Source organism: Pseudoalteromonas sp. R86517, assembly GCF_042466295.1.
GTDB lineage: Bacteria > Pseudomonadota > Gammaproteobacteria > Enterobacterales > Alteromonadaceae > Pseudoalteromonas > Pseudoalteromonas atlantica.
The window spans coordinates 1,039,704-1,054,092 of record NZ_JAXHCB010000001.1 but is presented as its reverse complement, the minus strand read 5'-3'; the positions used below and the strand labels follow the sequence as shown (position 1 = coordinate 1,054,092).

The following is a 14,389-nucleotide window of genomic DNA, read 5'->3' as shown; positions in this document are numbered from 1 at the left end:
CTATTGAATGTTTTACGCTATGGCGTTTTATTTATTATTTGACTGTTCGCACAATTAAATGAGTCTTAGGAGTCCTGTAAATCCTCTCACAAAAATACAGGCCCTAAGAACTCCAGCGCTACCCGTTCAAAGGTACTCGGTTTGCTTATTTACATAAGCGAATATATTACTGCGTACGGTGTTGCTTGTAGTACGCAATTAAGCCATTTGTTGAACTATCGTGGGCGTGTTTTACGCTGTCATCGGTTAGTTCGCTTTCAATTTTAGAGGCAAGGCCTTTACCAAGCTCAACACCCCATTGATCAAATGAGCAAATTTCTAAAATTATGCCTTGGCAGAAAATTTTATGTTCGTACAGCGCAATTAAGCGTCCTACTGTTTTTGCATCAACTGTATCTAGCAGTATAGATGTTGTAGGGCGATTACCCTGATGAATTTTATGATTTAGTAACTCATCAATTTGCGCTTGTGTTTTACCTTTAGCGGCTAAATCTTCTGTGACTTGCTGTGCATCTACACCGCTCATCATTGCTTCTGTTTGCGCTAAAAAGTTAGATAATAAAATATCGTGATGCTTATCTACGGCTACCTGCGGCTTAACTGAGGCAATAAAATCAGCAGGTACAATTACATTACCTTGGTGTAAACACTGATAAAACGCATGTTGGCCGTTAATACCGGTCATACCCCAAATAATAGGAACCGTTGTATAAGGTACGGTTTCGCCAGCAAAGTTTACGTGTTTACCGTTACTTTCCATCTCACCTTGTTGTAAATACGCAGGTAACATATGAAGCGCTTGGTCATACGGTAAAATAGCTTGCGACGTAAAGCCTAAAAAGCTGGTATTCCATACACTGAGTAGTGCCATTATAAGCGGAATATTTTGCTCAAATGGAGCGGTTTTAAAGTGCTCATCTACTTCAAATGCGCCTTCTAAAATAGCTTCAAACGCGTCATAACCTAGGTATAACGCAATAGGTAAGCCTATCGCACTCCAAAGTGAAAAGCGACCCCCAACCCAATCCCACATAGTGAATACGTTTTCATCGCTAATACCAAAGGCTGCGGTTTTTTCTAAGTTTGTGCTCACAGCAACAAAATGCTTAGCAATGGCGCTGTCATCTTTTGCTGTTTGTAAAAACCAATCAACGGCCGTTTTGGCGTTGGTCATGGTTTCTGATGTGGTAAATGTTTTCGATGAAATAACAAACAAGGTTGTTTCTGGGTCAATTGCTTTTAACACAGAGGCAATTTGAACACCGTCTGCATTAGATACGTAATGAACATTTAAAATGTCATCAGCAAGTGCTTTTAGCGCTTCGGTTGCCATTTGCGGGCCTAGGTTTGAACCACCTACACCAATGCTTACCACATCTTTTACTGCTTTACCTGTGTAGCCTACCCATTGCCCACTGCGTACTTTTTCTACAAAGGTTTTAATTTTAGCTAATTCGTTATCAACCGCTTGCGTTACGTCTTCGCCGTCAACAACTAAAAGTGTATGGGCACGATTACGTAAAGCAGTATGAAGAACAGCACGCTCTTCTGTAATATTGATTTTTTCACCGCTAAACATCTTGTCGCGCCAAGAGGCAATGTCACACTCTTTAGCAAGCTCGATGAGTTGTGCAAAAATAGTTTTATCAATACGCTGCTTTGAATAATCAAACAACACACCCGGAATTTGAGTAGAGAATGCATCAAATCGTGTATCATCTTGTGCAAATAACGTTTTTAGATGGGTTTGTTTCATCTGCGGGGCACTATTTTGCAGTGCTTGCCAACTTGCTAATTGCGAACGATTAGACATGTAAATATCCTCTAAAATATTTAAATTAATGATTTAAAAACAGTTTTAGGTAAAAAGACTTCGCTAATTGCGCGTAGTGCTAGTAAAAAAGCAAGCGCTTAGTATAACGAAAAAAGTAATAAAAATGCTGTTTTTATAATTTATGATGCAGATAATAACGCAATTTTTTACTTTTGACACCGGTATCATAAAAATTTTATGAATTAATTACCCACAAATTTTAAGCATTTAATAGTTTAAACAACATTTATTAAATATTCATGAATTAGGGCCTGTTGACCTTTTAGGATTAAAATTTGTTCAAACTAGGAACAATTTAATCCTGCCGCGAGGTTTGTACCCTAGTGGGTTCAGTAACGGCTCCAGCGTTACGCTACTGGCTTACATCCATATAAAAATACCAAACACTGCTGCAAATTAAACTTCGAAACATTATAGGCCCAAAGCATAAAATGCATCGTATGCACTCGCCTAGCTTTATAGGTGGTTAAAACATCCTCAAAACTAGGCCCATAATTAGCTCACCAACGCCAAGCCACCCGCTACGTTATAAATATTCGCAAAGCCTAATTGCTGTAAATTTGCCGCTGCAATTTTAGAACGATTGCCGCTTCTACACAGTAATATATAGGTGTGCTGCGGGTTTAATTGATTTTGTACTATGGCGTTAGCCATACGGCTAAGTGAAATATTAAGCGTATTAGATAAAGGCGCGGCAAAAAGCTCCGCCACATTAATTGCGCCATGTTCATACGGCTCACGGGTGTCAATTAAATACACATTTTTTTGCGTTAGTAACGCTTTAGCTTGTCCAAAGTCTAGCTGCTTAGTGTCTGTTTGCACCGCCGCCTGTACATAGCCACACAGTTGGTTACTGGTTTGCATATGCAGCTGATCGTGTTGTGCTTTTAGCTGTGCAAATTGCGCCGTACTTATTTCTCCATCTAATAATGGGCTAAGCAAAGGCGTTTGTGCACGTACAGTACGCCAGTTAATGGCAAAGCATTGCTGATAGTCATGCCCCGAACAAATAACCGTATCGTCACTTATTTGCTCAGCAAGGGTAATAAGTGAGTGTGCCATTTGCGTTGCACTGCCCCCTTCAAGCGAGGTATTGCCAAGTCCTGCAGGTAAAATCAAATCACCGCAAAAACAATAATCAATATGGCCTGTGGTGCGCTCTTTTAATAAATAACTAACGCTGTCTTTGCTGTGCCCTGGGGTTGGCTCTATAGTTAGCGTTTTTGTACCAAGCTCAATGCTATTTTGCAGCGTATGCGTTGTGCCCAGTACTTCACTTAACAAAGCCACTGCGCTTGGACGGTCTTGGTGCTGGTGGGTATCTAAAATTGCTTTTACGCTGAGCTGTTGTGTGCTCACTATTTTTTCAAAGCGCGGAATAAGCTCTATTACCGGGTCAATAATAACGGCACTGTCGTCGTCACTAACATACAGCCAGCTACACGCCCCTTTATGCCTAAATTGTGTTAATCCTAGCGCGCATACTTCTTGCTTTGGCGAGGCACTGTCAGAAACAATTAAGCAATTGGCCTCTAATACCGCCTTTAACGAGCATATACGCTTACATGCTTGGCTAATTTGCTGCTCGGTTGCAGCAGGCCCAAAAGACAGCCTAATGGCGTTTTCACTTTGCCAATTGGTTGCTCCCATTGCATCAAGCACAAAACTGCGTGTTGCCCCTGTACTACATGCCGAGCCACCGCTCACTCTAATGCCTGCTGCGTCAAATAAATCAATAACCTCTTTGGAGGTAAGCGTATCAACAGCAAAATTAAGGGTGGTAGGTACAGAATGTGAAAAGTCGTGATTAAAGGTTATATCACCAAAGGTACTTTGCAGCGCATTAAGCAGTTGCGCTCGGTAGCTATTTAATACCTCAACCGACTTAAACGTGTCGTCGTTTTTATCTAGCAGCAAGTTAAACAGTTTATTAAGCCCTGCTATACCTGGTAGGTTTTCAGTGCCAGAGCGCATGCCGCTTTCTTGCCCGCCCCCCGCAATAAATGGCGTATAGGCACTGCCATTTTTAATGTATAAAAAACCAATACCTTTTGGTGCATAGAGTTTATGGCCCGAAAACGGGGCATAGTCTATGCTGGTACTACTAAGCGCTAGCGCTTGTTTACCTAAGGCTTGTACACAATCAACCATCCAAGACACTGATTTATTGCGGCTGCGAATAGTATGCTCTATAACGTTTAAGTCTTGATAAACACCGGTTTCGTTATTAACCGCCATGGTGCAAATCATTAGCGCGTTGTTTATGTGCTCACTAATAAACGCTAAATCTAAAACCCCTTTACTATCAACAGGAATAGCCAGTAATTGGGCGTTAATGCCTAAAACGCTATTCCAATGTTTTAACGTGTTAGGCACCGCTTTGTGCTCAGTTGCCCCGTACAATAATACAGGGTTTTGAATCGTATGATTTTTAGCATGAATGAGCGTTGAAACAATGGCTGTTTGTATGCCCTCTGTTGCGCCTGAGGTAAAAAGAATATCGCCATCGGGCGCACCAATAACATGGCGTGCATTTTGTCTTGTTTGTTCTAATAAATACTTAGCTTGTATGCCGCTAATATGGGGGCTTGAAGGGTTGCCAAAACAAATTTGCATGGTGTGCGACACCACGTCGGCAATACAGGGTAAAACAGGTGTTGTAGCGTTTGCATCAAGATAAACTTGGGCTGCTTGTTCATCGTGCAATAAAAACTCAGACATTAAAAACGCACCTTTATTACTAAAAAATATATCTTATACCCAATAGTACATAAGTTTGTTCTCATTGGGTAATAATCAATTAGTAACTTAGGTGCGTTTACTATGCTTTTTTAAACTAAAAGTACGTTACTCTGCCCGCTCTTTTGTTATTTCTCCATGGGTTGATGACCAGGCATTTATTAGCGCTTTTACAAGCGATGCGAGTGGAATGGCAAAAAACACGCCCCAAAAACCCCATAAGCCACCAAAAAATAGCACTGCAACAATAATAAATACGGGATTTAAATCAACGGCCTCAGAAAACAACAAGGGCACTAATACGTTGCCATCGAGCGCCTGAATGACCCCGTAAATTATTAATATGGTCCAAAACTGCGTTTCGATACCAAATTGAAACAGCGCCACCGCCGCAACCGGTATGGTAACCAATGCCGCACCCACAAATGGAATTAACACCGAAAACCCAACCAGCACACCAAGTAAAGCTGCATAACGTAAATCAAGTACAGTAAAGGCAATAAACGAGGTGCCACCCACAATTAAAATTTCGAATACTTTGCCTCGAATATAATTCATTATTTGCTGGTTCATTTCGTGCCACACTTGCAAAATTAACCGTCTCTGCTGCGGAATAAGCGTAGCGGCACTGCTTGTAAGCTCAAGCTTGTCTTTAAGCATAAAAAATACAAGTAAGGGTACAAGCACCAAATAAATAAGCCATGCCACAACATCTTTTAACGAAGTAAGTGAAAACGAGACAATAACTTGGCCAAATTCGAGCGCCTTTGCCTCTACACTTGCCACAATAGCTTGGACCTGCTCGGCATTAATTAAACTGGGGTATTGCTGTGGTAAGGCCATTAAAAATGACTTACCTTGCTCTACCATGTGCGGGGTTTCTTGTACTAAATTACTGGTTTGCTTCCAAAGTACTGGGCCAATAACCAAAATAAGGGTAAGCATAACTCCGGTAAATATCAGCATTACAATGACTGTGGCACTAAAGCGTTTTAACCCAAAGCGCTCTAAGTGTACAACCGGCCAATCAAGTAAATAAGCAATCACCAATGCCACTAACACAGGAACAATTAACGAGCCAAAAAAGTACAGTAATGCCACAGAGGCAATGAGTAAAAAAAGTAAGGTGACTGAATGAGGATCTGAGAACTTTCTTTCGTACCATGTTTTAACGTATTCAAACATCCAATGGCTCCACTAGTAATAGTCCTAGGTGTTGATCAAATTTATATGTATATGCATTTTTGCTTAAAAAACGCGTAATATCATCTGCGCTTTCGTCGTTATTTATACTAAACGTTATTGCCTTATTAGATGACTGCGCATTACGAAGCGCTAATTTAAATTGTACAAACTGTTGTGGGCATTTAAATTTTTTTAAATCGCACTCTAACATAACTACTTTACTCGCTAAGTAAAATGAATAATAAGTCGCATATTGTCGGTCATTCTATTTATAAAATGTGAACAGCAGTAACTTTTTCTTAAAACCATTCCAGCAATGGTTTATCCTTATAACATAATTAGCAGTAAGGATAAGTTAATGCCTGGCACGCATAATAAAGCGCAACTACCTAGTAATCCAACTCTCAAAGAGATTAATTGGTATAAAAAGCAGATAAACTGGGGTGAGCTCCCGCCTTTTTATCATCTTGTTGCTTCTTCGGTCAGCGAATCTGAAGGAATATTGGAGCACGGATTTGATAACGCTGTAAAAAGCCTGATCAATAAACGCAATTGGAACTTAGACTTACTTGATGGCTATGAAGATGATTTTGGTGAAATACACACCAAGCATAAGCCGCGTATAGCGCTACACCAAGTATTTACCGACCGAGGCTTTGAGCTCTGGGCGCAACCCTATGCTAAAGATATAATTATTGATCAATACGTTAAAGATAACCGCTTTATGGAGTTTAAAGTATGGGATCCGCATTCAATGAAAAACCTGATCCGCATAAATCAGCTCCATAAGTTTATTGGCTTTTATTTTGAGCGCGGCGACAAGGCCGATAAAGCCATTATTTTACATGCACATAAGGTAGTACATAAAATTATTAAATTTTTGCAGCAGGAATTGAACGTTGTAAAGCTTGATGGAGTCACAATAAAAGAACTCTACCAATTGTGCGAAAAAGACAGCCGTGCAAGCAGCGATGAAATTGACATAGCAAAAATTGCCATTGGTGAACAAATTAACAAGGAATAAAATGCAGCTAAAATCAGCCTTTATCACTTTATGCAGTGCCGCGCTTACCTTTAGCCTACTGGTTAGTGAGCCGTTAAAGGCACAAACAAACTTTACGCTACCCGATTTAGGCACGTCTGCGTTACAAGTTTTGCCACTTGAAAAAGAACAAGCCATTGGCGAAGTGATGATGATGCAAATAAGAGGCTCATCACCGGTAGTAAACGACCCCGTTTTAGACGAATACTTAACCACACTTGGCCGAAAACTTGTGGCTAATGCAAACGACGTGCGTTTTCCTTTTTCGTTTTTTTGGGTAAATAACAACGAAATTAACGCCTTTGCTTTTTACGGCGGGCATGTTGGTGTGCATACTGGGCTTATTGCGCAATCAGATAACGAAAGCCAATTTGCCTCTGTACTTGGGCACGAAATAGCGCACGTAACTCAGCGCCATTTAGCTCGTCGTATTCAGCAACAACAAGACAACAGCGCTCTGACTATTGCAGGCATGATAGCCGGTATCTTAGCCACCGTGGTTGCTCCCGACGCAGGTATTGCTATTATTTCGGCTAACCAAACCCAAGCCGCGTTTAGCCAATTAACTCACAGCCGTGCTGCCGAGCAAGAAGCCGACAGAATTGGTATGCAAACCCTTAATAACGCCGGTTTTGACGCCCGTGCATCGAGTGAATTTTTAACTAAACTTTCAGCGCAAATAAGATATAAGTACAAACCACCCGCTTTTTTACTTACTCACCCATTGCCAGAGAGCCGTGTATCTGACGTACGCCTACGTGCAGAGCAATTCCCTGTGCGCCATTTAAACCCAAGCCTTGAGTTTAATTTAGCAAAAAGCCGAGTACTTGCTCGTTATGCCAATAAGCCCGAAAATGCCGAAGCGTTATTTAAAAAATTAATGCGCGAAAACAGTTACAACAACACCGCGCTTAAATACGGCTTGGGCATAAGCTTACTTGATCAAGATAAACTAGATGAAGCCGCCGAAATTTTAGAGCCGCTATTAGCGCAAAGTCCTAAAAATTTATTTTATATCGATACTCACACCGATTTACTAATAGCGCAAAAAAAAGCCGACGAAGCGGTAAAGTTTTTGGCTGAACTAAACAACTATCGCCCTAACAACCAAGTTATAACTTTAAACTATGCAAATGCGGCATTAGAGGCTAAGCAGTTTGAATTAGCTGAAAACATTTTAAAAAGCTTTTTACTTGAAAAACCCGACCACAACTTAGGCAAACAGCTATTAGCCGATGCCTATAAAAAGCAAGACAAGCTTGCCGCTTATCACGAGGCCAATGCTGATGTGTTATCGCAATATGGCGCGTATATTAAAGCCGCAGACGAAATCCAAAAAGCGCTTAACTTCGTAGAACCCACAGAGCTGGTTAAACAGCAACGCCTAAAAGCCTTACTTACTCAGTATCGCCGTTTACAAAAAGAGCTGGCAAGGCTTTAAGTCTGTCAGCGGTTGCCCTAAAATAGCGGCAAATTACATTTTGGAACTAATTGTATGTCAGTGACTATTTATCATAATCCACGTTGTTCTAAATCGCGTGAAACCCTAGCATTACTTGAGCAAAACAACGTAACACCAAGCGTAGTAGAATATTTAAAAACACCGCTTAACCATGAGCAAATAAGCCAACTTTTAGAACAATTAGGGTTTAGCTCAGCTCGCCAGCTAATGCGCACAAAAGAAGATGCATACAAAGCGCTTAACCTAAAAGAAGAAACCAACGAGTCAGCGCTAATAAACGCCATGGTAGACAACCCTAAACTTATTGAACGCCCTATTGTACAAAACAACGGTAAAGCAGCCCTTGGCCGTCCGCCTGAAAACGTATTAAGCGTATTATAATGACGACTCGCATTGTTGTCCTGTATCACTCAAGCCATGGCTCGGTTGAAGCTATGGCGCACGAAATAGCCGAATCTATAGAGCAACAGGGTGCCACAGCCGTATTGCGTACCTTTGTTGCTAAAAATCCGCACGATATAGTAATTACAAAAGATGATTTAATAAATTGCGACGGCCTTGCTTTTGGCACACCTACCCGATTTGGCATGATGGCATCGCAAGCAAAAACGTTTTGGGAAACCACCAGCGATCTCTGGCTAAAAGGCCAGTTAATAGATAAACCAGCCTGTGTGTTTTCATCGTCAAGCAGTATGCATGGCGGCAATGAAGCCACCTTACTTAATTTATCATTACCGCTACTACACCACGGCATGATGTTATTAGGGGTACCTTACGAAGTACCAGAGTTACTAGCTACGCAAACCGGCGGCACACCTTACGGGGCAACACATGTAGCCGGCAGTAGTAATACGAATACTTTAAGTAAAGACGAAATTAAAATATGCCAAAGCGTTGGTAAACGCCTCACTCACATTGCGAGAAGACTTCAATGAATACCGCTGACACCCCTGCTAAAAAGCCAATTACTGTAAAATTTCAGCGCACCGCTATTTTTGGCTATGTGGGTTTATTACTTTTATTTCCTCTGTGGATGTACTTTGTACCTCCGCTAAATGGCAACGCAAGTTTTGTATCCTTGTTTGTGCCTATAATCCCTTTACTGTTGCCCTTAAGAGGCTTTATTAAAGACAACACCTACACTTACGCCTGGGCTAACTTTGTTGTTATGTTGTACTTTATACACGGCTTAACCATGTTATGGGCTGCACCTGATGAGCTAATATGGGTTTTATTAGAGCTTGTATTTGCCTCTGCCATGTTTATTGGCTGCACATATTACGCAAGGCACCGCGGGCAAGAGCAAGGCTTAAAAATACGTAAGCTTAAAGAAGAGCTCGCAGAGGAAAAAGCCGCTAACGAATACAATAAATAATGCTAATTCGCAAAATAAATTATTTAAGTTGAAAGTTGAAAGTTGAAAGTTGAAAGTTGAAAGTTGAAAGTTGAAATAATACCAATCCGCATAAGTAAGTAATCTATTTTGAGGATGGAAAAACGTGTTGATAGCAAGGCAAAAAATTTGCTATTTAGTTGTTCTAAATGAGAGTTTTTTAACGCAGATAGCGACACGTTTAGCCCCGCAAAATGATTAGATATTATTGCGGATTGGTATAACAGCTTATACATACAAAAAACGCGCTTAACATAACAATGTAAGCGCGTTTTTTTTAGGTTTTTAGTTTGCCATGGCGGCCGCTACACTAATTCGCTCAGTGCAGCCAGTGCAACTATGCTGGCTAATCCAAGCTGAGCTATTAAGCTTAACAACGAAAAAACACGCAACACAAATAATCCCCACGGGTGCTTTATATGTGGATAGAGCGCACAGCGCTTTAAACTCGCCGCAAAGAAAAAACACACCGATGCAATCAATGTAAAAATTAAAGTCAGCTCACTTTTTATAGCAATGCTTTCATCAAAAAAGAAATACAGCTGCAATGGCAATAAAATAGTGACAATTGCGTGTAAGGCGTGCACCTTTTTAATGCGGTTAAACTGCCCTTCTGGCGAAAGCTCTTTTATACCAAAATCGCGCTCAAGGCATTTAACTAAATTGCTTGCTTTAATACTTACTGCTAACCGGTAACAGCTTAAGCCTTCGTTATTACGTGCTCTAAAGTCGTAACCTGCTTTTAGTAATAGCACCATAAGGGTTTCGTTTTTAGCTAACACTGCATAATGCAGTGCAGTATTGCCTAAGGTGTCTTGCGCTTTTTGATCCTGTTTAGCCAACAGGGTTTCTATCACATTTACATAGCCCTTTTCGGCTGCCCACATAAACGCTGTTTTATTGTTTTCATCAGCCAATGTACCAGTGGCACCTTGCTCTATAAAACGCATCGCCATGGTTTGCTTTGCGCTTTTTTGGCTTAAATGAGCAAGTAATGCTTTTTCAAGCAATACAATAGAATCAACATCAGGCGATACTTGCGTTAACAGCGTAAAATAGTCTTTACCGTTTGCTACTTTTTGACTCGCAAGCTCTGTAAGTTCGTTTAAATCAGCAACCGATTCAGGTAAAAAAGCACTTAAACGCTCTCTAAAATCAACTTCTTGCCACAGTGCTAGCGTATCGTGTGCACTTAATTTGCTGCCACTATTTAGAGCATGTTCAATTAACGAAAAATAGCGTTTACTAAATAATAAGCTAAACAACGAAAGCGGCGTATCAAGTGCGTTTTGCGCCGCCACACTGGCGTATTTTTCTAGGCGCTGGCAAAGCATTAGCGCCATTGATTCGCTGGTGTATTCGTTATCTAAATAATGATTTTTAACAGCAGCAATGTAAGCGTGCGCATCTTCGTCATATTCACTAATATGCTGAAAATAACACTCTTCAAAGGGTTCAAGCGGGGTTAACCATATCAAATAGTAAATGGGTGGTAGCACAGTGGTGCATACACCGTCATCTTCAATAGTAGAACGACATGCAGGCCAAGCTTCTAAAGCATCTAAAATAAAGGCACCGTTTTGTTCTACAAGTCCTTTAATAAGTAATGGGTATTCCTTTGGCCAAATCAGTACATTTTCCATTAAAACAGCACAACTCCAGTGTAGCTTGATGAGGCGTCAGTTATAGCAGTTTTTAGCTGACACCACGCTTAATCGACGTGCTGATATTCTATCACACCTTTTTTTTGCTGTGAGCTTAAAGTAGATGAATATTAAGAAAATATAAAAGCAGCCAATACACTTTAGTGCGGCTGCTTTTGTGGTTGGAGAGGGTCTTAATCAGGAAGTGAACTATTTATTTTTTAGTTCGGTAATTACTTGCTCTAAACCTACATCAGAAATACGTTGAATGATCTCTTTTTGCTTAGCGCTTAAAAGCGAGATACCTTCGGCAACAATGTCGTAAACTTTCCATTGCTGATCTTTACCTTGGCGCAGCTTAAAATGCAGATCAATCACGGGCGCGTTTGGCTCAATAATTTGCGTTTTAACCGTCGCGTACTCAGAGTCGCTTTTAGCGGTATCTTGTTCAAATACTACTTGCTGGCCGGTGTACTTCATTAGCGCACCTGCGTAAGTACCTGTTAAATAATGCTCTACCGCATCAATAAAGCGTACAGCTTGCTCACGCTCAATGCCTTTAATGTGCTTACCAAGCAATTTAAACGACACAAACTTAATATCTATGTTTGGCATTAAACGCGTCTCTACAATGCGCACCATATCGGCTTTGCTTGCATCGCCTTGTGCATTTACTTTTGCAATATCGCTAAAAAGCGTATCGGCAACGCCTTCAAGCATATGTTGAGGCGACTGCGCCGTTTGCGCAAATAACGCGCTGCTAAAAAAGGCAGCAGCAATAAAAATAGTGTTAAAAAGTTTCATGAGCGTGACCATGTGTGTGATTAAGATGTGGCTAAATTACGCGATTTTAAGCCACAAAAACAGACACAAAAATGCACCTTATTAATGCCAAAACAGCACCAATTAAATAAACTATTTATTTTCAATTAGTTAAGCCTTCCCTGTTAACAGCCCATAAACAAGCGGCATTTTGTCCTCATTGAAAATGTGAATGGGCCACCCTTATCATTTATTTACTCATTCGACTCACACACCAATTTGGTAGTTATGAAAACGGTATATAAAACTTTTACACTTATTTTATTTTTAGTTATTTCTGTATGGGGTAACACGGCGTTTGCGCAGTCTAATCATGGTTACGCCGTAGATGTTCTCAAGGGCGAAGGCAACGTAAATGGCGTTAAGCTGGCTTATCAATATCATGCCCCTAGCTTACAAAACTTAGTAGGCGATGCGCGCTTTTATTTTGAAACCAGCGTTAATATGTGGGAATACCGCCATGGTGACAACTCGCAATCTAATCTTGTTTTGGCTATGTCGCCCGTACTGCAGTTTCCTGCTTTTAGTTTTCATAATACCCCGTTTTATATTGAAGCAGGTATTGGCGTATCGCTTATTGATGAAACTAAATTTGCGGGCAAAAATATTAGTACTCACTACCAATTTGAAGACCGTATTGGCCTAGTTGCAGACTTTGGCCACACAAACGTAGCACTTCGGGTTATTCATTACTCAAACGCCGGATTTAAAGAGCCTAACCCAGGTTTAAACTTTTTAACTCTTTCAGTGGCAAGGCGTTTTTAATCTTCATTCGTATTTAGTATCAATTTGCCACTTAAAAGGGTTAAGTATTAGGTTAAATTGAAATAACTAGCCACAAAAAAGCCCTGATAAATCAGGGCTTTTTATAATTAAAATACACTACTAGCCAACTAACCAATGCGCCATTAAGGCAATAACCGGCAGCGTAATAAGTGTACGTAAAATAAATATAACGAACAGCTCAACAATGTTTACCGGTATTTTACTGCCCAGTAAAAGTGCACCAACCTCAGACATGTAAATTAGCTGAGTTACGCTCATTGCGGCAATAATAAAGCGAGTTACATCACTTTCAATGGTGCCCGCAGCTAAAATTGACGGAATAAACATATCGGCAAATCCCACCATAATAGTTTGTGCCGCGGCCTGTGCTTCGGGTACTTGTAACCACTCTAAAAATGGCACAAACGGCATACCTAAATATTGAAATACCGGCGTGTGCTCAGCAATTATAAGTGCAAATGTTCCTACGGCCATTACAACAGGCAGTACACCAAACACCATATCAAGCGCATTATGTACACCCTCTTTTAAGGTACCTTTAAAGCCCGACGAGTTATTGGCTTTTGCTAATGCTACATCAAGTGAGTGCCCTACTAAGCTTTTACCCGTTGGGATAGCCTCAGCATCGCGATTTGGCTCACTGCCATCAATAAGCAAATCTTTTTTAAAGCGAAGTGGCGGTAAACGCGGCACAATAATAGCGGCAACAACACCGGCTAAACATACGGTGGCATAAAATGGGGCAAATAAGTGCTCTAATTTCACTTGGCCTAAAACCACTAAGCTAAACGTAATAGAAACCGCCGAAAACGTAGTACCAATAATTGCGGCCTCGCGCTGCGTGTAGTGCTTTTGGTCGTACTGCCTTGCGGTCATTAAAATACCAACACTGCCATCACCTAACCACGACGCAGTACAGTCAACTGCACTTCGCCCAGGTACGCCAAATACAGGGCGCATTACCTTAGTTAGCATAGTGCCTGCAAGCTCTAATAACCCAAAGTTAATTAGTAAAGGCAGTAATAAACCGGCCAGTATAAATACCGAAAACAAAACAGGTAATAAGTCGTTTAATACCAAAGCGCCTGTGTTTGCAGAGGTGATTGCCTCGCTACCTAACCCTAAATGGGTCATTAGCACAAACGCCATACCAAATAAACGCACCACTAACCACACTACACTTACATCAAATAAATGTTTTAACAGGGGTGATTGGCAAATAGCGGCGGGTTTAAATACTTTGGTGATCACCGACATAACGCCAGTAATACAAATAATAAGGGTAATAATTGCTTGCGCAGAGCCAGACATCAACGCTTGCACGCCTTTAGCCATTAACGCAATAGGAATGGTCATCCCGTCTGCGGTAGGAATGGGTGTCATAAATAAAAACACACCAATTAACGACGGTACTAAAAAAGTAAACCAAGTGCGCCACGTATAGTGCCCGCGAGAAGGTAACTGAGACATATTTTTTAATCCA

General features: G+C 40.8%; 13 protein-coding genes. 6 read left to right on the top strand and 7 right to left on the bottom strand.

Features of this window, described 5'->3' with window-relative positions:
- Positions 1–166: 166 nt before the first annotated feature.
- The 4 genes from pgi to SJY38_RS04710 all read right to left on the bottom strand — a co-directional run bounded on the left by pgi (position 167) and on the right by SJY38_RS04710 (position 5,969).
- Positions 167–1,813: a glucose-6-phosphate isomerase gene (pgi, locus tag SJY38_RS04725; RefSeq protein WP_377109347.1), complete on the bottom strand. Its 1,647-nt coding sequence runs from the start codon at positions 1,811–1,813 to the stop codon at positions 167–169.
- 516 nt (positions 1,814–2,329) lie between these two features.
- Complete coding sequence (locus tag SJY38_RS04720) at positions 2,330–4,555, bottom strand: aminotransferase class V-fold PLP-dependent enzyme (RefSeq protein ID WP_377109346.1); 2,226 nt, start codon at positions 4,553–4,555, stop codon at positions 2,330–2,332.
- A gap of 126 nt (positions 4,556–4,681) precedes the next feature.
- On the bottom strand, positions 4,682–5,758 hold the full coding sequence (locus SJY38_RS04715; RefSeq protein ID WP_004589175.1) for an AI-2E family transporter: 1,077 nt from the start codon (positions 5,756–5,758) through the stop codon (positions 4,682–4,684).
- Complete coding sequence (locus SJY38_RS04710) at positions 5,751–5,969, bottom strand: hypothetical protein (protein WP_377109345.1); 219 nt, start codon at positions 5,967–5,969, stop codon at positions 5,751–5,753. Before SJY38_RS04710 ends, SJY38_RS04715 begins: the two co-directional genes overlap by 8 nt.
- Positions 5,970–6,116: 147 nt before the next feature.
- Here SJY38_RS04710 and SJY38_RS04705 point away from each other — a divergent pair, with 147 nt between their 5' ends.
- The 5 genes from SJY38_RS04705 to SJY38_RS04685 are packed head-to-tail and all read left to right on the top strand — an operon-like array spanning position 6,117 to position 9,637.
- Positions 6,117–6,782: a hypothetical protein gene (locus tag SJY38_RS04705; RefSeq protein WP_004589173.1), complete on the top strand. Its 666-nt coding sequence runs from the start codon at positions 6,117–6,119 to the stop codon at positions 6,780–6,782.
- Position 6,783: 1 nt separating this feature from the next.
- Positions 6,784–8,241 carry a M48 family metalloprotease gene (locus tag SJY38_RS04700; RefSeq protein WP_138611458.1) on the top strand — a complete coding sequence of 486 codons (1,458 nt, stop codon included), beginning with the start codon at positions 6,784–6,786 and terminating at the stop codon, positions 8,239–8,241.
- A 54-nt stretch (positions 8,242–8,295) separates the two neighbouring features.
- On the top strand, positions 8,296–8,643 hold the full coding sequence (gene arsC, locus SJY38_RS04695) for an arsenate reductase (glutaredoxin) (RefSeq protein ID WP_029772483.1): 348 nt from the start codon (positions 8,296–8,298) through the stop codon (positions 8,641–8,643).
- Complete coding sequence (wrbA, locus tag SJY38_RS04690) at positions 8,643–9,197, top strand: NAD(P)H:quinone oxidoreductase (protein WP_154945798.1); 555 nt, start codon at positions 8,643–8,645, stop codon at positions 9,195–9,197. The genes arsC and wrbA overlap by 1 nt, the downstream gene beginning before the upstream one ends.
- Positions 9,194–9,637, top strand: coding sequence for a DUF2069 domain-containing protein (locus tag SJY38_RS04685; RefSeq protein WP_004589169.1), 444 nt, complete (start codon positions 9,194–9,196; stop codon positions 9,635–9,637). Before wrbA ends, SJY38_RS04685 begins: the two co-directional genes overlap by 4 nt.
- 323 nt (positions 9,638–9,960) lie before the next feature.
- Here SJY38_RS04685 and SJY38_RS04680 read toward each other — a convergent pair whose 3' ends face one another.
- Positions 9,961–11,298 carry an ankyrin repeat domain-containing protein gene (locus SJY38_RS04680; RefSeq protein ID WP_004589168.1) on the bottom strand — a complete coding sequence of 446 codons (1,338 nt, stop codon included), beginning with the start codon at positions 11,296–11,298 and terminating at the stop codon, positions 9,961–9,963.
- Positions 11,299–11,508: 210 nt separating this feature from the next.
- Positions 11,509–12,102, bottom strand: coding sequence for a phospholipid-binding protein MlaC (locus SJY38_RS04675; RefSeq protein WP_377109344.1), 594 nt, complete (start codon positions 12,100–12,102; stop codon positions 11,509–11,511).
- 246 nt (positions 12,103–12,348) lie between these two features.
- On the opposite strand from SJY38_RS04675, the gene SJY38_RS04670 reads away from it, so the two are divergent.
- Positions 12,349–12,885, top strand: a complete 537-nt coding sequence (locus SJY38_RS04670) for an acyloxyacyl hydrolase (protein WP_029772479.1) — start codon at positions 12,349–12,351, stop codon at positions 12,883–12,885.
- 120 nt (positions 12,886–13,005) lie between these two features.
- Here the strand turns inward: SJY38_RS04670 and SJY38_RS04665 are convergent, their stop codons facing one another.
- Entirely contained in the window at positions 13,006–14,376 is a 1,371-nt protein-coding gene (locus SJY38_RS04665) for a YjiH family protein (protein WP_377109343.1), read from the bottom strand.
- Positions 14,377–14,389 lie beyond the last annotated feature (13 nt).